This is a genomic window from Pseudomonas shirazica (assembly GCF_015168335.1).
GTDB classification, from domain to species: Bacteria; Pseudomonadota; Gammaproteobacteria; order Pseudomonadales; family Pseudomonadaceae; genus Aquipseudomonas; species Aquipseudomonas asiatica.
In genome coordinates this window covers 5,485,108-5,503,059 of record NZ_CP063456.1, presented here as the reverse complement: position 1 = coordinate 5,503,059, position 17,952 = coordinate 5,485,108, and the positions used below count along the sequence as shown (strand labels likewise).

Sequence of the window (17,952 nt, the reverse complement as noted above, 5' to 3'; positions counted from 1 at the left end):
GTGCCGCCACGGGCCTGGATTTTTACTTGCCCGACTTGACCTTGGTCCAGCTACGGGTCATCAGCCGTTGCACCTTGGGTGGCAACTCTGAATTCACGAACATCTTGTTCAGCACTTCCTGCGGTGGGTAAACCGCGGCGTCAGTCCTCACGGCCTGGTCCATCAGGTCGCCAGCCTTGGGGTTCGGGTTGGCGTAACCGACGTAATCACTGACCTGGGCGATAACCTCAGGCTTCAGCAAATAGTTGATGAAGGCATGCGCCTCTTTGACGTTCTTGGCGTCCTTGGGAATCGCCAGCACGTCGAACCAGAGGTTGCCGCCTTCCTTGGGAATGGCGTAGGCCAGGTTCACGCCCTTCTTCGCTTCTTCGGCGCGGGTCTTGGCCTGGAACACATCACCTGAGAAACCTGCCGCGACGCAGATGTCGCCGTTGGCCAGGTCGGTGATGTACTTGGACGAGTGGAAGTAGGTCACGTACGGGCGTACCGCCAGCAGTTTCTTCTCGGCGGCCTGGTAGTCCTTGGCATTGGTGCTGTTAGGGTCCAGCCCCATGTAGTTGAGCACCGCCGGCAGCATTTCGTCCGCCGAGTCGAGGAAGGCCACGCCGCACTTGGCGAGCTTCTTCATGTTCTCGGGCTCGAACAGCACTGCCCAGGAGTCGATGGTGTCCACGCCCAGCGCGGCCTTCACCTTGTCGACGTTGTAACCGATGCCGTTGGTGCCCCACAGGTAAGGCACGGCGTACTGGTTGCCCGGGTCGTTCCTTTCCAGGCGCTTCATCAGCGCCGGGTCCAGGTTGGAATAATTGGGCAGCAGGTTCTTGTCGAGCTTCTGGAACGCGCCCGCCTTGATCTGCTTGCCGAGGAAATGGTTGGACGGCACTACCACGTCATAGCCGGTATTGCCGGCCAGCAGCTTGCCTTCCAGAGTTTCGTTGGAATCGAACACATCTTGCACGGGCTTGATGCCTGTGGCTTTCTCGAAGTCCGCGAGTGTGGTCGGGCCGATGTAGTCGGACCAGTTGTAGAAGTGCACCGTAGGCGCCGCTTGGACGCTGCATGCCAGCGTCAGGCCCGCTCCAGCCATCAAGGCCTTGCGGAATACAGAAATGGACAAGTGGGTGGTCCTCACAATCAGTGCCTGGGTAGCGACAATGCTGCCGCACACGCAAAACCGGCGCGCAACTTACCTTCGCAGCTTCGATGCCGCAATCATCAATTGCCTTTCACTGGCTCTGGGCCGGGACTCCCCGACCCAGAGGTACCGCATCGGGCTTATTTGCCCGACTTGATCTTGGTCCAGCTGCGGGTGATCACACGCTGGGCAGAAGCTTCAGGCGCAGCGATCGCGTACAGCTGCTTCTTCACTTCAGCTGGTGGATAGATGCTCGGATCGCTGGTGATTTCCTTGTCCACGAACTGGGTGGCGGCAGCGTTGCCGTTCGGGAAGCGCACGGCGTTGGTGATCTCGGCCATGATTTCCGGCTGCATCAGGAAGTTCATGAACTGGTAGGCAGCGTCTTTATGCTCGGCATCCTTGGGGATGGCGACCATGTCGTAGAAGGTACCGGCACCTTCCTTCGGAATGACGTAGTCCACCTTGACCTTGTCGCCAGCTTCGTGGGCACGGGCCTTGGACTGCTCCAGGTCACCCGAGTAACCGACAGCTACGCAGATGTTGCCGTTGGCCATGTCGCCGATGTACTTGGACGAGTGGAAGTAGGTGATCGAAGGACGGATCTTGAGGAACAGGTCCTCGGCGGCCTTCAGGTCTTCCTTCTTGGTACTGTCGGTCGGCAGGCCCAGGTAGTGCAGAGCAGCCGGGAGCATTTCGGTCGGGGCATCGAGGAAGCTCACGCCGCAGCTCTTGAGCTTGGCGATGTTCTCAGGCTTGAACACCACGTCCCACGAGTCGATCTTGTCCACGCCCAGCGCGGCCTTGACCTTCTCCGGGTTGTAGCCGATACCGATCGAGCCCCACATGTACGGGAAGGCGTGCTTGTTGTCCTTGTCGCTGGCATCGCCAACGGCCTTGAGCAGGTCAGGGTCGAGGTTTTTCCAGTTCGGCAACTTGGAGCGGTCCAGTTCCTCATACACGCCAGCCTTGATCTGCTTGGCCAGGAAGTTGTTGGACGGCACTACGATGTCGTAGCCGGACTTGCCGGCCAGCAGTTTGGCCTCGAGGGTTTCGTTGCTGTCGAATACGTCGTACTTGACCTTGATGCCCGACTGTTTCTCGAACTTGGCGATGGTGTCCGGAGCGATGTAGTCCGACCAGTTGTAGACGTTCAACACCTTGTCTTCAGCCTGAACAGCGGTAGCCATGGCACCCATCAGGGCGGTGGCCAGCAACGTCTTGCCCAATTTATTCATGCGTAATGCTCCAGAATTTTTTATTTAGCCATCTGTTCAGCAGCCAGGACCTACGGTGCAGAGCGCGCGGCGACTGAAACAGTCGCTAGTCTGGCAAGTTACAAGGCTCTGTATCAAGGAAAGCAGGGCCTTGTAACGACTTAATGTCACATCGCTAGCCTAGCAAACTGTCAACGAATCGCTTCGAGCGTCAGGTCCAGGCATTTGCGTGCCTTTTCCACCAGTTCGTCGATCTCTGCATGGCTGATCACCAGCGGCGGCGCAATGATCATGGTGTCACCCACCGCACGCATGATCAGGCCGTTTTCGAAGCAGAAGGTGCGGCAGATCATGCCCACGCCCTTGCCTTCGTAACGGCTGCGGGTGGCCTTGTCCTTGACCAGCTCGATCGCGCCGAGCAGGCCCAGGCCGCGTACCTCGCCCACCAGAGGGTGGTCCTGCAGCTCACGCAAACGCTTTTGCAAATAAGGTGCCGCTTCGGTGCGCGCCTTCTCGACGATTTTCTCGTCGCGCAGGATGCGCAGGTTTTCCAGGCCCACCGCCGCCGCTACCGGGTGGCCGGAGTAGGTGAAGCCGTGGTTGAAGTCGCCGCCTTCGCTGAGTACCTGGGCCACGGTGTCACGCACGATCACACCGCCCATGGGGATGTAACCGGAAGTCAGGCCCTTGGCGATGGTCATCAGGTCGGGCTTGAGGTCGTAGTAGTCGGAGCCGAACCACTCGCCGGTGCGGCCGAAACCGCAGATCACTTCGTCGGCAACGAACAGGATTTCGTACTTGGCGAGGATCTCCTTGACCTTCGGCCAGTAGGTTTCCGGCGGGATGATCACGCCGCCGGCACCCTGGATCGGCTCGGCGATGAAGGCGGCGACGTTGTCTTCGCCGACTTCGAGGATTTTCTGCTCCAGCTGCTCGGCCGCCCACACCCCGAACTCATCCGGGGTCATGTCGCCGCCTTCGCCGAACCAGTAAGGCTGTGGGATATGCACGATGCCAGGAATCGGCAGGCCGCCCTGCTCGTGCATGCCGCTCATGCCACCCAGGCTGGCACCAGCCACGGTGGAGCCGTGGTAGCCGTTGATGCGGCCGATGATGGTCTGCTTCTGTGGCTTGCCTTTCAGCGCCCAGTAATGGCGGACCATGCGCAGCACGGTGTCGTTGCCTTCGGAGCCGGAGCCGGTGAAGAACACATGGGTCATGCCTTGCGGCGCCACGTCGGAGATCGCCTTGGCCAGTTCCAGCGCAGGCGGGTGGGCAGTCTGGAAGAACAGGTTGTAGTACGGCAGCTCGCGCATCTGCTTTTCTGCCGCCTGCACCAGTTCTTCACGGCCATAGCCCACAGCCACGCACCACAGGCCAGCCATGCCGTCGAGGATCTTGTGCCCCTCGCTATCCCACAAATGCACACCCTGGGCCTTGGTGATGATGCGCGGCCCCTTCTCCTTCAGCTGCTTGTAGTCACTGAAGGGCGCGAGGTGATGCTCCCCGCTCAGGGTTTGCCATTCACGGGTTTGCGGGTTGTTGACGCTCATGTGCTTCTCCGTTGTTCGACAGCCGCGTCCTGCGGCACCAAGTTGATCAGACAGCAAACAGCAGGAACTCACGCTCCCAGGAACTGATGACTCGCTTGAAGTTCTCGTGCTCGGCGCGCTTGGTGGCGACGTAGCCGGTGATGAACTTCTTGCCCAGGTACTGCACCAGTGCACGGCTGTTTTCCATGCGTTCCAGGGCATCTTCGATGGTCAGTGGCAGGCGCAGGTTGCGGCGTTCGTAGCCACGGCCCTGCACCGGCGCGCTGGCGTCGATGCCTTCGACCATGCCGATGTAGCCACACAGCAGGCTGGCGGCGATGGCCAGGTAAGGGTTGGCGTCGGCGCCTGGCAGGCGGTTCTCGACCCGGCGGCTTTGCGGGCCGGCGTCCGGCACGCGCAGGCCGACGGTACGGTTTTCCTCGCCCCATTCCACGTTCACCGGCGCCGAGGTGTCGGGCAGGAAGCGGCGGAACGAGTTGACGTTGGGGGCGAACAGCGGCAATGCCTCGGGGATGAACTTCTGCAGGCCACCGATGTGGTGCAGGAACAGTTCGCTCATGCTGCCGTCGTCGTTGCTGAAGATGTTCTTGCCGGTGGCCACGTCGACCACGCTCTGGTGCAGGTGCATGGCACTGCCTGGCTCACCGGTCATGGGCTTGGCCATGAAAGTGGCGGCCACATTGTGCTTGAGCGCGGCCTCGCGCATGGTGCGCTTGAACACCAGGATCTGGTCGGCCAGGTGCAGAGCGTTGCCATGACGGAAGTTGATCTCCATCTGCGCCGTGCCGTCTTCATGGATCAGCGTGTCGAGGTCCAGCTGCTGTAGTTCGCACCAGTCGTAGACGTCTTCGAACAGCGGGTCGAATTCGTTGGCGGCTTCGATCGAGAACGACTGGCGGCCGGTTTCCGGCCGGCCCGAACGGCCTACCGGGGGCTGCAGCGGGAAGTCCGGGTCTTCGCTGCGCTTGGTCAGGTAGAACTCCATCTCCGGCGCGACGATCGGCTGCCAGCCCTTGTCGGCGTATAGCTTGAGGACTTTCTTCAGCACGTTGCGCGGCGACAGTTCGACCGGGTTGCCCTTCTTGTCGTAGGTGTCGTGAATCACCTGGGCGGTCGGCTCGATGGCCCATGGCACCAGGAACACGGCGTTCTCGTCGGGGCGGCAGATCATGTCGATGTCCGCCGGGTCCAGCAGTTCGTAATAGATGTCGTCGTCGACGTAGTCGCCGGTCACGGTCTGCAGCAGCACACTCTCAGGCAGGCGCATGCCTTTTTCGGCGATGAACTTGTTGGTAGGCGAAATCTTGCCGCGCGTGATGCCGGTCAGGTCACTGATCATGCATTCGACTTCGGTGATCTTGTGCTCTTTCAACCAATCGGTGAGCTGGTCGAGGTTGTTACTCATAAATACCTCAGGAGGTAAGGTGGTCCGCGCACTGATTCTGGATGGAGTACATTGCTAAAGCAAAAACCCCCGCGCAGAGCCGCAGTGGATACACTGAAAACAAGTGTGTCCGTAATGAGTTCGAAAGGCAGGAAGACGAAACGAAGGGCGGCAAGCCGCTGCGAGGGCAGGTCCGGGAGCACCAAACGTCAATTATTGCGGCCAGGGCGGCCACGCCATTGACGAAGCTTGCAAAAATGACGGATGTACCCGATGGCACTGCGCAGGCAGTGCTTTCAGGTCTCGGCAAGCGGACCATGTGACCCTCGTATTATTGTGTTCTGGGTTGAGACCGAGCTTAGCCTTGTTCATTTTTTTACACAACACCTCCGTAAAAAATAAAACACGGTTGGTCGGAGATAGCCCTTTGCGAGAGAAATAGCGGATAATGGCTTGCCCCGATATGCAGCAAATCTGCCGTCGATGTGCCATTTCAGGGCATCATGGGGTTGGCTTGACATCAGTTTGTCTTTTCGATTGACTGGTCTTGCAAGCCCCCCTTGATTGATATTTTTAACAACAAAGGTGTTGCATCATGTCGGTACCCCCGCGTGCCGTTCAGCTTAACGAAGCGAACGCGTTCCTTAAGGAACATCCTGAGGTTCTCTACGTTGACCTTCTGATTGCAGATATGAATGGTGTGGTGCGTGGCAAGCGCATAGAGCGCACCAGCCTCCACAAGGTTTACGAGAAAGGCATCAACCTGCCTGCCTCCCTCTTCGCCCTGGACATCAACGGTTCCACCGTCGAAAGCACCGGGCTGGGCCTGGACATCGGCGATGCTGACCGCATCTGCTACCCGATCCCCGGCACCCTCTCCAACGAACCCTGGCAGAAGCGCCCGACCGCCCAGCTGCTGATGACCATGCACGAGCTCGAAGGTGAGCCGTTTTTTGCCGACCCGCGTGAAGTGCTGCGCCAGGTGGTCGACAAGTTCACCGAGATGGGCCTGACCATCTGCGCCGCGTTCGAGCTGGAGTTCTACCTGATCGACCAGGAGAACGTGAACGGCCGCCCGCAGCCGCCGCGCTCGCCAATTTCGGGCAAGCGCCCGCAGTCGACCCAGGTGTACCTGATCGACGACCTCGACGAATACGCCGACTGCCTGCAGGACATCCTGGAAGGCGCGAAGGAGCAAGGCATCCCGGCCGACGCCATCGTCAAGGAAAGCGCCCCAGCGCAGTTCGAAGTCAACCTGCACCACGTGGCCGACCCGCTCAAGGCCTGCGATTACGCGGTACTGCTCAAGCGGTTGATCAAGAACATCGCCTACGACCATGAAATGGACACCACCTTCATGGCCAAGCCCTACCCGGGCCAGGCAGGCAACGGCCTGCATGTACACATTTCCGTGCTGGACAAAGATGGCAACAACATCTTCACCAGCGAGGATCCCGAGCAGAACGCCGCGCTACGTCACGCTGTCGGCGGTGTGCTCGAGACCCTGCCCGCGTCCATGGCGTTCCTTTGCCCGAACGTCAACTCGTACCGCCGCTTCGGCGCGCAGTTCTATGTACCGAACGCGCCAAGCTGGGGCCTGGACAACCGCACCGTGGCCCTGCGCGTGCCGACCGGTTCGCCGGACGCCGTGCGCATCGAGCACCGCGTGGCCGGTGCCGACGCCAACCCGTACCTGATGATGGCCGCCGTACTGGCCGGCGTGCACCATGGCCTGACCAACAAGGTCGAGCCGGGTGAGCCGATCGAAGGCAACTCGTACGAGCAGTTGGAGCAGAGCCTGCCGAACAACCTGCGCGATGCCCTGCGCGAGCTGGACGACAGCGAGATCCTGAACAAGTACATCGATCCGAAGTACATCGACATCTTCGTCGCGTGCAAGGAGAGCGAGCTGGAGGAGTTCGAGCACTCGATCTCCGACCTCGAGTACAACTGGTACCTGCATACCGTGTAAACGAAAACGCCGCCCACAAGGGCGGCGTTTTTGTTCGAGATCGGTGTCGCCTGCTTCGCGGGTAAACCCGCTCCCACAGGGACCGCGCCGGCCTCAGGTCCGGTGAAGATCCTGTGGGAGCGGGTTCACCCGCGAAGAGGCCAGTACAGGTTTACAAGGGCTTCTCGAAGATCTTCGAATTACGCTGGTAGTTGTACAGCGAAGCCCGCGCCGCTGGCAGTCGCTCGACCCCACTCGGCGCAAACCCGCGTTCGCGGAACCAGTGCGCGGTACGCGTCGTCAGCACGAACAAGGTGTTCAGCCCCAACTGTCGCGCCCGGCTTTCGATGCGCTCCAGCAGCTCGTCGCCACGCCCGCCATGGCGGTACTCCGGGTTCACCGCCAGGCACGCCAGCTCGCCGGCATCGGAGTCGGCAATCGGGTACAACGCCGCACAGGCGATGATCATGCCTTCGCGCTCGACCACGCTGAACTGCTCGATCTCCCGCTCCAGCACCTCACGCGAACGGCGTACCAGGATGCCCTGCTCTTCCAGCGGGCTGATCAGCTCCAGCAAACCGCCCACGTCCTCGATGGTCGCCTCGCGTACCACTTCGAACTGCTCCTGCGACACCAGCGTGCCGCCACCGCCACGGGTGAACAGCTCGGTCAGCAAGGCGCCGTCCTCGGCATAGCTGACGATATGGCTGCGCGCCACGCCGCCTTTGCAGGCTTCGGCCGCGGCATCCAGCAATTCTCCCTGGTAATCGCTGCCCAGGCGCTGCAGATGCGGGGCAACCTGCTGCGGGCGCAGCTCACGCACCAGCTTGCCATCGGCATCCAGCAAGCCCGGCTCGGCACCGAACAGCAGCAGCTTGTCGGCACCCAGTTCAATGGCGGCGCGGGTGGCCACGTCTTCGCAGGCCAGGTTGAAGATTTCCCCCGTGGGCGAGTAGCCCAGCGGTGACAACAGCACGATGGAGCGCTCGTCGAGCAGGCGGCTGATGCCCTTGCGGTCGACCCGGCGCACTTCGCCGGTGTGGTGGTAGTCCACGCCTTCGAGCACACCGATCGGCCGCGCCGTGACCAGGTTGCCGGACGCCACGCGCAGGCGCGAACCCTGCATCGGCGAAGCGGCGATGTCCATCGACAGGCGTGCCTCGATGGCCAGGCGCAGGGCGCCGACGGCATCGATCACGCAATCCAGGGTGGCGGCATCGGTGATGCGCAGGCCACGGTGGTAGTGCGGGGTCAGGCCGCGATCAGCCAGGCGGCTTTCGATCTGCGGGCGCGAGCCATGCACCAGCACCAGGCGCACGCCCAGGCTGTGCAGCAGCACCAGGTCGTGGACGATGTTGCCGAAATTAGGGTGTTCCACCCCATCGCCAGGGAGCATGACCACGAAGGTGCAGTCGCGATGGGCATTGATATACGGGGAGGCATGACGCAGCCAGTTGACGTAGTCGGGCATGACAGGGCCTGTGGATAAGTGGACGGAGAACGGCGATACAGGGGGCGTTCAGGATCATCGTCGGAACAGGCTTGCGGTCACGCGCGGTCTCCTCTAGGCAGGAACGAAACAGTTCGGTTGACGTTTAGTCCAGGCAATAGTGCCGGATCAGGTCACGCAATAGACGCACGGTAGGCTCGATTCGTGACATTTCCAGGTATTCGCCGGGCTGGTGAGCACAGGCGATGTCGCCGGGGCCCAGCACGATGGTCTGGCAACCCAGTTGCTGAAGATAAGGCGCTTCGGTGCCGAACGCCACCGCTTCGGCGCGATGGCCGGTCAGGCGCTCCGCCACTTGCACCAGCTCGGCGTCGGCGGCCTGCTCGAATGGCGGCACCTCCGGGAACAGCGGCGCATAGTCGATGCGCACCTCAAAGCGCTCTGCCACCGGCATCAGCTTGGCGCGAATGGCCGCGCGCAGTTGCTCCACATCCATGCCTGGCAGTGGGCGCAGGTCGAACTCCAGGGCACATTGGCCGCAGATTCGGTTGGGGTTGTCGCCGCCGTGGATGCAGCCGAAGTTCATGGTCGGGGTCGGTACGGTGAACTGCGGGTTGCGGTAGGTCTGCTGCCATTGCTGGCGCAACCCCATCAGCTCGCCCATCACTGCGTGCATGGCCTCCATGGCGCTGCGGCCCAGGCTTGGGTCCGAGGAGTGGCCGCTGCGCCCGAGGATGTCGATGCGGTCCATGAGGATGCCCTTGTGCATGCGGATCGGCCGCAGCCCGGTGGGCTCGCCGATCACCGCCGCACGGCCGAGCGGCTGGCCGGCCTCGGCCAGGGCACGGGCCCCGGACATGGAGCTTTCTTCGTCACAGGTAGCGAGGATCAGCAGCGGCTGCTTGAAACCGTGCTCCAGCAGCGGGATGACCGCCTCGATGACCAGGGCGAAGAAGCCCTTCATGTCGCAGCTGCCCAGGCCGACCCAGCGGCCATCGGTTTCGGTCAGCTTCAGCGGGTCGCTGGCCCACAGCTGTTCGTCATAGGGCACCGTGTCGCTGTGCCCCGCCAGCACCAGGCCACCCGGGCCGGTGCCACGGCTGGCCAGCAGGTTGAACTTGCCGGGGCTGACCTGCTGGATGTCGCACTTGAAACCCAGGTCGCCCAACCAACCGGCCAGCAGGTCGATGACCTGGCGATTGGACTGGTCCAGCGCAGGCTGGGTGCAACTGACCGAGGGCGCGGCGATCAGGGCGGCGAACTGGTCTTTCAGCGTCGGCAACGGCATGCGCGTACTCCTCGGAAGCGTTGCCCATCATAGCAATGCCGTCCAACCGTGTGGGCTTCTTCGCGGGTAAACCCGCTACCACAGGGAAAGCGCCGCACCTGAGGGCAGCACAGGACCTGTGGCAGCGGGTTCACCCGCGAAGAAGCCTCCACGATCCAACAGACGAGAGCCGACTCCTGTAGACTGCTGGGCAACCACGCCCCTCCTTCGAGCCTGTGATGCACAAAGAAACCGAACTCAAGCTCCGCGCCAGCCGCGAGACCCTTGCCGCCCTGCGCGAGCACCCTCTGCTGAAAAAGCGCAACAAGTCCGGCTGGCAGACCCGCGAACTGCTCAACCAGTACTTCGACACCCCCGAACGCGAGCTCTCTGCTGCCCGTGTCGCCCTGCGCCTGCGCCGCGATGGCGAGGCCATCATCCAGACCCTCAAGTGCCGCGGCACCAGCGTGGCCGGCCTGTCCGAACGCAACGAGCACGAATGGCAGTTGGACAAGGTCAAGCTCGACCTGAAGAAGCTCGACGACAGCTGCTGGCCCGCGCAACTGGCCAACCTGGACAAAAAGACCATCAAGCCGCTGTTCACCACTGACTTCAGCCGTGAATACGCCGAAATCGCCTGGGGCCGTGGCAAGAGCAAGGTGGTGATCGAGGCCGCACTGGACCAGGGTTTCGTGATCGCCGGCAAGCGCAAGGAAGAAATCTGCGAGCTGGAACTGGAACTGCGTGAAGGTGAGCCGCAGGCACTGCTGGAACTGGCCGCCGAGCTGGCCGCCAGCCTGCCGCTGATGCCATGCGACATCAGCAAGGCCGAGCGTGGCTACCGCCTGCTGGAGCCGGACAGCTACGAGCTGGGCCTGCCGCACACCGAGCTGGAAGCCGAAATGGCCGTGGACGACGCCTACGCCGCACTGGCCTGGCAACTGCTGGGCAGCAGCCAGCGCCTGGCCGAGCAATACCGCCACAACGGCCACTGGCGCCTGCTGCAGGACTGGGTCGAGTGCCTGAGCGAGCTGCGTGCCATTACCGCCAGCCTGGGCCAGGCCGCGCCACGCGCCATCACCCGTGACCTGCGCAGCAGCCTGGACGCCTTGCTCGAAGACTGGCGCCCGCTGGTGCAGGCCGGTAACGAAGACGAAGATATCCGCCGCGCCGCCCCCGAGCAGTTCGCCGAAGAACTGGAAGACGTGCGCTGGGGCCAGTTCTCGCTGGAAACCTCGCGCTGGCTGCTGGCCCGTGCCTGGACCGTGGAGCGCAAAGGCCGTGGCGAGCGCCAGGGCAAGGCGCAGCTGGCAAGCTGGCTGGCGCACCTGCTGGGCGAAGAAGGCCGAGCGTTGAAGCTGCCGCTGTACACCCAGCGGCCGGAAGACCTGGCCGAGCAACTGCCGCGTATCGAGCAGCTGCTGGCCTGGCTGCACCATGCTCGTCAGGTGCTGGAAGCGCCCCAGATGGACCGCCTGTATGGCGACCTGAAGAAGCTACATGAGCTGGCTGAGCAGCCGATCAGCGATGAGGTACTGGAAGCGCGTATCGAGCAGGCTCGGGCGGTGGATCAGAGCCGCGGCTGGAAGCACCTGCTCAAGGCTTGATACCGCGTCGCCTGCTTCGCAGCACAAGGCTGCTCCTACAGGGCACCGATATCCCCTGTAGGAGCAGCCTTGTGCTGCGAAGACCTCACCGCGACAGTGGCAGGCTGGTGGTGGACTTGATCTCCGACAGCGCCACGATCGAGTTCACCTCCTGAATCCCCGGCACGTTCGACAGCTTTTCGAAGAAGAACCGTTCATAAGCCTCGATATCCGGGGTGACGATGCGCAACAGAAAGTCCACCGACCCCATCAGCACATAACACTCCAGCACCTCCGGAAACCCGCGGATCGCGTCGGTGAACTCTGTGAAGTTGGAGCGCCCATGGGCGTTCAGTTTCACCTCGGCGAAAATCTGCGTGTTCAGGCCGACCTTCTTGCGGTCCAGCAAGGTCACCTGCCCACGAATCACCCCCTCCTCCTTCAACCGTTGGATACGCCGCCAGCACGGCGATTGCGACAGCCCCACGCGTTCGGCGATCTGCGCGCTGGACAGCGAAGCGTCCTCCTGCAGCAGTTCGAGGATACGGCGGTCGTAGGCATCCAGCTCGCTGTGCATAGACAATTCTCCTGAGAATCATTTTATGAATAGATCAATTCGCCAATACCGCGAAATGCTCAAATAATAGCGAAAAAATACCGCCACCAACGTGCAAGAATTTCTCCAACATTTGCGGAGACCAGCATGAACGCACAGCCCCGTACCGACGCCTGGGCCGCCAGCAGCGCCCACAGCACCGTGCACTATCGCCTGCAGGCCGAGGCCGAGCCTGACAGCCTGTGCCGGGTACTCAACCTGTTTGCCCTGCAGTTCCTGACCCCGCACAGCGTGCAGGTCAGTCAGCAGGACGACTGGCTGGATATCGAGGTCGGCATCGGCGGCCTGAGCTGGCACCGGGCCGAGGTGATTGCGCAAAAACTGCGTAACCTGGTGTGTGTGGGTGAGGTGAGCCTGAGCAACCTGCAGCGGGTGGAGCTGGCGGTTGTGTAAGCATTTACCGACCCTATCGCCGGCAAGCCGGCTCCCACAGGTACAGCGCAATCTTCGAGCCTGTGGTGGTCCTGTGGGAGCTGGCTTGCCAGCGATAGGGCCAGTACAGGCACAGTAAATTTCCGAAACTTTTCACTTCCGTTAACCTTCCGCCGTCCGGCTAGCCTTGATCAGCACTCCCCTATCAGGCACGGACGCCAACCATGCACTCCCCCGACAACCCGGCACTCGACCTCAAGCGCGTGCTCCAGGCCCTGCTCGCCGACCAGCACCTGCACGCCAACGACACCCTGCAGGTACTCGAGCACGCCGCCAATCACCCCACCGCCCACCCGCTGGAACAGATCGCCGCCTGCGCCCTGGAAGACCGCCGACACCCTGGCGAGCCCCTGGACCTGGATCGCCTCTGCCAATGGCTGGCCAACAAGGTCGGCCAGCCCTACCTGCGCATCGACCCGCTGCAACTGGACCTGCCCCAGGTCACCGGCCTGATATCCCCGGCCTTCGCCCAGCGCCACGGCATCCTTATCGTCGCCGCCGACGCCTCCAGCGTCACCGTCGCCAGCGCCCAGCCCTACCAGGACGACTGGCTGGCCGACCTCACCCGCAGCCTGGGCCGGCCGATCCGGCGCGTTCTGGCCAGCCCGCAGCAGGTCCGCCAGGCAGGGCAGTCGTTCCACCGCCTGGCCCAATCGGTAAAGGGCGCGCAACACCAGCAGTCAGCCAGCCTGGGCGAACTCGAACAGCTGCTGGAGCTGGGCAAGCGCCAGGCCGAGGCCAGTGCGGACGACGCGCACATCGTGCATATCGTCGACTGGCTGCTGCAGTACGCCATCGAGCAACGCGCCAGCGATATCCACCTGGAACCACGCCGCGAACAGGGCCAACTGCGCTACCGCATCGACGGCCTGCTGCACAACGTCTACGCCTTCCCCGCCGGGGTGACCCTGGCGCTGGTCAGCCGCCTGAAACACCTGGGGCGCATGGACGTCGCGGAAAAACGGCGGCCGCAGGATGGCCGGCTGCATAGCCGCCTGCCTGGCGGCGGCGAGGTGGAACTGCGACTGTCGACCTTGCCGACTCCGTTCGGCGAGAAACTGGTGCTGCGCCTGTTCGACCCGCAACAGTTGCAAGAGGGCTTCGACCGGCTCGGCCTGGACGGGGCGCAACTGGACCAGTGGCAAGGCCTGCTGCGTCATCGTCAGGGCATCATCCTGGTTACCGGCCCCACCGGGTCCGGCAAGACCAGCACGCTTTACGCCAGCCTCAAGCTGCTGGCCACGCCGCAGGTCAACCTGTGCACCATCGAAGACCCGATCGAGCGCCTGGAACCCGCCTTCAACCAGTTGCAGGTGCAACCCGCCCTGGACCTGGGATTCGCCAATGGTGTGCGGGCCATGCTGCGCCAGGACCCGGACATCATCATGATCGGCGAAATCCGTGATCGCGAGACCGCCCTGGTGGCGGTACAGGCAGCCCTTACCGGGCACCTGGTCCTGTCGACCCTGCATACCAACGACGCCTGTGGCGCGATCACCCGCCTGCAGGAGCTGGGTGTGGCCGACTACCTGATCAAGGCGACGCTGGTGGGGGTCATGGCCCAGCGGCTGGTGCGCACACTGTGCGCGGATTGCCGGGGTGATACAGCGCTGCGCGAAGGGCAGCCATGCCGTACCTGTCGTGGCACGGGGTTCCATGGCCGCACAGGGTTGTTCGAGCTGCTGATACCCAGCGACAGCCTGCGCGCCCTGATAGGCCCGGGCAGCGATCTGGCCAGTTTGCGGCGCCAGGCCGTGGCCGATGGCTTGCTCGATCTGCGCCGCTGCGGCGAAGCCAAGGTAGCCTGCGGGCAGACCCGCCAAGAGGAAGTGCTACGGGCCTGTTCCTGAGCAAAAATCCTTTGTATTCAAGGAACTTGCCCCCCTGTGGCAGGATCAAACCGCGCATCTTCAACCCTCACCCTTCGAGGTGTTTCAACATGCGTTTCAAAACCGCCATCGCTGCCGCTGCCTTGCTTTCGCTGCCTATCGGCTCGGCCATGGCCGATACCTTCTGGCGTAACGTGATGACTACCGGTGCTACCACGGCATCGAGCTACCTGACTTCCGGGGATCACAAGCTGGTGATGGCGGCGCAGGATGACGCCGGCAGCTTCGTGGCCAGCGAAGGCGCGATCCGCGGGCCATTCCTTGAAGCGGCGATTCGCCAGGCCCGCGCGGAGAACCCGGGGATGCAGGCTTCCGACATGGAACTGGCCAATGCCATCCTGGCCAAGAATGCGGTAGCCGAGTAACCGCGTCGCCTGCTTCGCGGGTGAACCCGCTCCCACAGGTACTGCACAGTATTCAAAACTTGTACAAGCCCTGTGGGAGCGGGTTTACCCGCGAAGAGGCCGGCACAGGCAAACCACAATTAGCGGTAAGCCTCCACCGGCACACAAGCACAGAACAGGTTCCTGTCCCCATAAACATTGTCGACCCGGTTCACCGCTGGCCAGTACTTGTGCTGGCGCACATGAGCACTGGGCGCCACCGCCTGTTCCAGGCTGTAGGGCCTGTCCCACACCGCCAGCACATCGGCCAGGGTATGCGGCGCATGCTTGAGCGGGTTGTTCTCCGCCGGCCAGTTGCCCTCCTGCACTTCGCCAATTTCCGCCCGAATCGCCAGCATCGCTTCAACAAAGCGGTCCAACTCGGCCTTCGACTCACTCTCGGTCGGCTCGACCATCAGCGTGCCGGGCACCGGGAACGACATGGTCGGCGCGTGGAAGCCATAGTCCATCAGGCGCTTGGCCACGTCCTCTTCGCTGATGCCGGTCAGCGCCTTCAGCGGCCGCAGGTCGAGGATGCACTCATGCGCCACCCGCTGGTTGCGCCCGCGGTAGAGCACCGGGAAGGCGCCACCCAGCTGGCTGGCCAGGTAATTGGCCGAGAGGATCGCCACCTCGCTGGCATCGGCCAGCTGCGGCCCCATCATGGCTATGTACATCCAGCTGATCGGCAGGATGCTCGCACTGCCCCAGGGCGCGGCGCTGACCGCGCTGTTGTTCGGGTCCAGGCCGGGTACCGGCACCACCGGGTGGCTGGCGACGAACGGCTTGAGGTGCGCGCGAATGCCGATCGGGCCCATGCCCGGCCCGCCACCACCGTGGGGGATGCAGAAGGTCTTGTGCAGGTTCATGTGTGAAACGTCGGCGCCGATATCCGCCGGCCGCGCCAGGCCCACCTGGGCATTGAGGTTGGCGCCATCCATGTACACCTGGCCACCGTGCTGGTGGACCACTTCGCAGATTTCGCGAATCCCCTCTTCGTACACGCCGTGGGTCGACGGGTAAGTGATCATCAGGCACGACAACCGATCCCCGGCCGAGTGGGCCTTGGCCTTGAGGTCGGGCAGGTCGACGTTGCCATCGTCGTCGCAATCGACGATCACCACCTCCATGCCGGCCATTTGCGCCGACGCCGGGTTGGTGCCGTGGGCCGACGACGGGATCAGGCACAGCGTGCGTTGCGGCTGGTGGCGGCTGCGGTGATAGCGGGTAATGGCCATCAGGCCAGCGTACTCGCCCTGGGCACCGGAGTTGGGCTGCATGCAGATGGCATCGAAGCCGGTAATGGCGCACAGCCAGCTTTCCAGTTCGTCGATCATCGCCTTGTAGCCGGTGGCCTGGGCCGCCGGGGCAAACGGATGCAGCTGGGCAAAGCCAGGCCAGGTGATGGGGATCATCTCGCTGGTGGCGTTGAGCTTCATGGTGCACGAACCCAGCGGGATCATCGACTGGTTCAGCGCCAGGTCCTTGTTCTCGAGCTGCTTGAGGTAGCGCAGCATCTCGGTTTCGCTGTGGTGCAGGTTGAACACCGGGTGGGCGAGGAACGGCGTGCGCCGCACCAGGCTGGCGGGGATGCCTTCGGGCAGGGCCAGCTGGTCGAGTGCGGCTATATCCAGGCCGTGGTCCACCCCCAGGAAGATGTCGAACAGGCGCAGCACCGTCTGCTCCGAGCAGGTCTCGTCCAGGCTCACGCCCAGGTGCCCGCGGCCGAGGATGCGCAAGTTGATCTGCGCGGCTTCGGCGCTTTCGATGATGGCCGCCTGGGCACCGCCGACGTCCAGGGTGAGGGTGTCGAAGAAGTGCTGGTTTAGGCGCTTGATGCCCTTGGCCTCGAGGCCGGCGGCCAGGATGAAGGTCAGCCGGTGCACGCGCTGGGCAATGCGCTGCAGGCCTTCCGGGCCGTGGTACACCGCGTAGAAGCCGGCAATGTTGGCCAGCAGCACCTGGGCCGTGCAGATGTTGGAGTTGGCCTTCTCGCGGCGGATATGCTGCTCGCGGGTCTGCAGGGCCATGCGCAACGCGGTGTTGCCACGGGCATCGCGCGATACGCCGATGATGCGCCCCGGCATGGCTCGCTTGTAGTCATCGCGGCAGGCGAAATAGGCCGCGTGGGGGCCGCCATAGCCCATCGGTACGCCAAAGCGCTGGGTCGAGCCCAGCACCACATCGGCACCCAGCTCCCCAGGCGGTGCCAGCACCACCAGGCTGAGCAGGTCGGCGGCTACGCAGGCCAGGGCATGCTGGCTGTGCAAATGGTCGATTTGCGGGCGCAGGTCGCGCACCTCGCCGTGGGTATCCGGGTACTGCAGCAAGGCCCCGAAAACCGCGTGTTTGCCAAGGTTATCCACAGAGTCGACGATCAGCTCGAAGCCGAAGCCCTCGGCACGGGTCTTGAGTACCGACAGGGTCTGCGGGTGACAGTGCTCGTCGGCGAAGAAGGCATTGCTCTTGTTGCGCGCCACCCGCTTGGCCAGGGCCATGGCCTCGGCGGCGGCGGTGGCTTCGTCGAGCAGCGAGGCGTTGGCCAGGGCCAGCCCGGTGAGGTCGATGACCATCTGCTGGAAGTTCAGCAGCGCCTCCAGCCGGCCTTGGGCAATCTCGGGCTGATAAGGCGTGTAAGCGGTGTACCAGCCCGGGTTTTCCAGCACGTTGCGCAGGATGACCGTGGGGGTGATGGTGCCGTGGTAGCCCATGCCGATCAGGCTGGTCCAGACCTGGTTCTGCCCGGCGTAACCGGCGAGCTTGGCCAGGGCGGCCTGTTCGTCCAGTGCCGGCGGCAGGTCGAGGGGGCGATTGAGGCGGATGTCTGGTGGTACGGTCTGCTCGATCAGCTCACTGCGACTGGCGACACCCAGCGCGTTGAGCATGGCCTGCTGCTCCGTGGCATCCGGGCCAAGGTGGCGACGCAGGAATGGGTTGAGCTCTTGCAGTTGATGCAGGGATGGCGACTGGGACATGACGACGCTCTCTTCCTGGAACAGCTCTCATGGAGACTTACAAGTCTAGGAAGGGATTGCCGATTCTGCGGGGAAACTTGTTTTGCCAGTACCGGCCCTATCGCCGGCAAGCCA

At 63.1% G+C, this 17,952-nt stretch carries 14 protein-coding genes; 6 read left to right on the top strand and 8 right to left on the bottom strand.

What is annotated here, in order from left to right:
• Positions 1–22 precede the first annotated feature (22 nt).
• The 4 genes from IMX18_RS25375 to IMX18_RS25360 all read right to left on the bottom strand — a co-directional run bounded on the left by IMX18_RS25375 (position 23) and on the right by IMX18_RS25360 (position 5,310).
• Positions 23–1,117: a polyamine ABC transporter substrate-binding protein gene (locus tag IMX18_RS25375; RefSeq protein ID WP_015272218.1), complete on the bottom strand. Its 1,095-nt coding sequence runs from the start codon at positions 1,115–1,117 to the stop codon at positions 23–25.
• A 158-nt stretch (positions 1,118–1,275) separates the two neighbouring features.
• Positions 1,276–2,373 carry a polyamine ABC transporter substrate-binding protein gene (locus IMX18_RS25370; protein ID WP_039615410.1) on the bottom strand — a complete coding sequence of 366 codons (1,098 nt, stop codon included), beginning with the start codon at positions 2,371–2,373 and terminating at the stop codon, positions 1,276–1,278.
• Positions 2,374–2,543: 170 nt separating this feature from the next.
• Positions 2,544–3,905, bottom strand: coding sequence for an aspartate aminotransferase family protein (locus IMX18_RS25365; protein ID WP_015272220.1), 1,362 nt, complete (start codon positions 3,903–3,905; stop codon positions 2,544–2,546).
• Between the two features lie 46 nt (positions 3,906–3,951).
• Positions 3,952–5,310 (bottom strand): glutamine synthetase family protein, encoded by a 1,359-nt coding sequence (locus IMX18_RS25360; RefSeq protein ID WP_013974708.1) that lies wholly within the window; start codon positions 5,308–5,310, stop codon positions 3,952–3,954.
• 41 nt (positions 5,311–5,351) lie between these two features.
• On the opposite strand from IMX18_RS25360, the gene IMX18_RS25355 reads away from it, so the two are divergent.
• Both IMX18_RS25355 and IMX18_RS25350 read left to right on the top strand, forming a co-directional pair.
• Positions 5,352–5,612: a hypothetical protein gene (locus IMX18_RS25355; RefSeq protein ID WP_015272221.1), complete on the top strand. Its 261-nt coding sequence runs from the start codon at positions 5,352–5,354 to the stop codon at positions 5,610–5,612.
• 272 nt (positions 5,613–5,884) lie between these two features.
• Entirely contained in the window at positions 5,885–7,261 is a 1,377-nt protein-coding gene (locus IMX18_RS25350; protein WP_015272222.1) for a glutamine synthetase family protein, read from the top strand.
• Positions 7,262–7,412: 151 nt separating this feature from the next.
• Here IMX18_RS25350 and argA read toward each other — a convergent pair whose 3' ends face one another.
• Positions 7,413–8,711: an amino-acid N-acetyltransferase gene (gene argA / locus IMX18_RS25345; protein WP_013974710.1), complete on the bottom strand. Its 1,299-nt coding sequence runs from the start codon at positions 8,709–8,711 to the stop codon at positions 7,413–7,415.
• 124 nt (positions 8,712–8,835) lie between these two features.
• The gene (gene argE, locus IMX18_RS25340) at positions 8,836–9,978 is read right to left on the bottom strand and encodes an acetylornithine deacetylase (RefSeq protein WP_054573419.1); all 1,143 of its coding nucleotides are present in this window, start codon (positions 9,976–9,978) and stop codon (positions 8,836–8,838) included.
• A 218-nt stretch (positions 9,979–10,196) separates the two neighbouring features.
• On the opposite strand from argE, the gene IMX18_RS25335 reads away from it, so the two are divergent.
• Positions 10,197–11,564: a CYTH domain-containing protein gene (locus IMX18_RS25335; RefSeq protein WP_015272224.1), complete on the top strand. Its 1,368-nt coding sequence runs from the start codon at positions 10,197–10,199 to the stop codon at positions 11,562–11,564.
• Positions 11,565–11,649: 85 nt separating this feature from the next.
• On the opposite strand, the gene IMX18_RS25330 is transcribed toward IMX18_RS25335, so the two are convergent.
• Entirely contained in the window at positions 11,650–12,120 is a 471-nt protein-coding gene (locus IMX18_RS25330) for an Lrp/AsnC family transcriptional regulator (RefSeq protein WP_015272225.1), read from the bottom strand.
• 126 nt (positions 12,121–12,246) lie between these two features.
• Between IMX18_RS25330 and IMX18_RS25325 the strand changes: the two genes are divergently transcribed.
• From IMX18_RS25325 to IMX18_RS25315, 3 genes are all read left to right on the top strand, one after another.
• Entirely contained in the window at positions 12,247–12,552 is a 306-nt protein-coding gene (locus tag IMX18_RS25325) for a hypothetical protein (RefSeq protein WP_003259353.1), read from the top strand.
• 203 nt (positions 12,553–12,755) lie between these two features.
• A complete protein-coding gene (locus IMX18_RS25320; RefSeq protein ID WP_100412818.1) occupies positions 12,756–14,441 on the top strand; it encodes a GspE/PulE family protein in 1,686 nt (561 codons plus the stop codon).
• Positions 14,442–14,530: 89 nt separating this feature from the next.
• Positions 14,531–14,845 (top strand): DUF2388 domain-containing protein, encoded by a 315-nt coding sequence (locus tag IMX18_RS25315; RefSeq protein WP_003259356.1) that lies wholly within the window; start codon positions 14,531–14,533, stop codon positions 14,843–14,845.
• Between the two features lie 119 nt (positions 14,846–14,964).
• On the opposite strand, the gene gcvP is transcribed toward IMX18_RS25315, so the two are convergent.
• Positions 14,965–17,838 (bottom strand): aminomethyl-transferring glycine dehydrogenase, encoded by a 2,874-nt coding sequence (gene gcvP / locus IMX18_RS25310; protein ID WP_100412819.1) that lies wholly within the window; start codon positions 17,836–17,838, stop codon positions 14,965–14,967.
• Positions 17,839–17,952 lie beyond the last annotated feature (114 nt).

Bases quoted from the DNA above. Each gene is read 5' to 3' on its own strand.
- IMX18_RS25355 (WP_015272221.1), top strand. From the start codon at position 5,352: ATGGAGTACATTGCTAAAGCAAAAACCCCCGCGCAGAGCCGCAGTGGA.
- IMX18_RS25360 (WP_013974708.1), bottom strand. From the start codon at position 5,310: ATGAGTAACAACCTCGACCAGCTCACCGATTGGTTGAAAGAGCACAAG.
- IMX18_RS25365 (WP_015272220.1), bottom strand. From the start codon at position 3,905: ATGAGCGTCAACAACCCGCAAACCCGTGAATGGCAAACCCTGAGCGGG.
- IMX18_RS25335 (WP_015272224.1), top strand. From the start codon at position 10,197: ATGCACAAAGAAACCGAACTCAAGCTCCGCGCCAGCCGCGAGACCCTT.
- gcvP (WP_100412819.1), bottom strand. From the start codon at position 17,838: ATGTCCCAGTCGCCATCCCTGCATCAACTGCAAGAGCTCAACCCATTC.
- IMX18_RS25315 (WP_003259356.1), top strand. From the start codon at position 14,531: ATGCGTTTCAAAACCGCCATCGCTGCCGCTGCCTTGCTTTCGCTGCCT.
- IMX18_RS25350 (WP_015272222.1), top strand. From the start codon at position 5,885: ATGTCGGTACCCCCGCGTGCCGTTCAGCTTAACGAAGCGAACGCGTTC.
- IMX18_RS25330 (WP_015272225.1), bottom strand. From the start codon at position 12,120: ATGCACAGCGAGCTGGATGCCTACGACCGCCGTATCCTCGAACTGCTG.
- IMX18_RS25370 (WP_039615410.1), bottom strand. From the start codon at position 2,373: ATGAATAAATTGGGCAAGACGTTGCTGGCCACCGCCCTGATGGGTGCC.
- IMX18_RS25325 (WP_003259353.1), top strand. From the start codon at position 12,247: ATGAACGCACAGCCCCGTACCGACGCCTGGGCCGCCAGCAGCGCCCAC.
- argA (WP_013974710.1), bottom strand. From the start codon at position 8,711: ATGCCCGACTACGTCAACTGGCTGCGTCATGCCTCCCCGTATATCAAT.
- argE (WP_054573419.1), bottom strand. From the start codon at position 9,978: ATGCCGTTGCCGACGCTGAAAGACCAGTTCGCCGCCCTGATCGCCGCG.
- IMX18_RS25320 (WP_100412818.1), top strand. From the start codon at position 12,756: ATGCACTCCCCCGACAACCCGGCACTCGACCTCAAGCGCGTGCTCCAG.